We start from the raw sequence: 833 nt of genomic DNA, 5'->3' as shown, positions 1-833 counted from the left end.
ATGACAAAAAAGAAATTGCCCGTTCGTTTTACGGGTCAGCACTTTACTATTGATAAAGTGCTAATAAAAGATGCAATAAGACAAGCAAATATAAGTAATCAGGATACGGTTTTAGATATTGGGGCAGGCAAGGGGTTTCTTACTGTTCATTTATTAAAAATCGCCAACAATGTTGTTGCTATTGAAAACGACACAGCTTTGGTTGAACATTTACGAAAATTATTTTCTGATGCCCGAAATGTTCAAGTTGTCGGTTGTGATTTTAGGAATTTTGCAGTTCCGAAATTTCCTTTCAAAGTGGTGTCAAATATTCCTTATGGCATTACTTCCGATATTTTCAAAATCCTGATGTTTGAGAGTCTTGGAAATTTTCTGGGAGGTTCCATTGTCCTTCAGTTAGAACCTACACAAAAGTTATTTTCGAGGAAGCTTTACAATCCATATACCGTTTTCTATCATACTTTTTTTGATTTGAAACTTGTCTATGAGGTAGGTCCTGAAAGTTTCTTTCCACCGCCAACTGTCAAATCAGCCCTGTTAAACATTAAAAGAAAACAGTTATTTTTTGATTTTAAGTTTAAAGCCAAATACTTAGCATTTATTTCCTGTCTGTTAGAGAAACCTGATTTATCTGTAAAAACAGCTTTAAAGTCGATTTTCAGGAAAAGTCAGGTCAGGTCAATTTCGGAAAAATTCGGTTTAAACCTTAATGCTCAAATTGTTTGTTTGTCTCCAAGTCAATGGGTAAACTGTTTTTTGGAAATGCTGGAAGTTGTCCTTGAAAAATTTCATCCTTCGTAGTTCAAAGTCGGGTGGTTGTCAAGATGATTTTT

Annotated in this window: 1 protein-coding gene; it reads left to right on the top strand. The window is 34.5% G+C overall.

Translation table 11 applies throughout. From position 1 onward, the window contains the following. The coding region (gene erm(F), locus DXA54_RS27995; protein ID WP_120081220.1) for a 23S rRNA (adenine(2058)-N(6))-methyltransferase Erm(F) at positions 1-801 on the top strand (801 nt) is incomplete at its 5' end. Positions 802-833: the final 32 nt, after the last annotated feature.

This window comes from Bacteroides sp. OF03-11BH, from assembly GCF_003604005.1.
In the GTDB taxonomy this organism is placed as follows: Bacteria; Bacteroidota; Bacteroidia; order Bacteroidales; family Bacteroidaceae; genus Bacteroides; species Bacteroides ovatus.
Note: the sequence above shows the minus strand (reverse complement) of the source record. Positions and strands in the feature narration are given on the sequence as shown.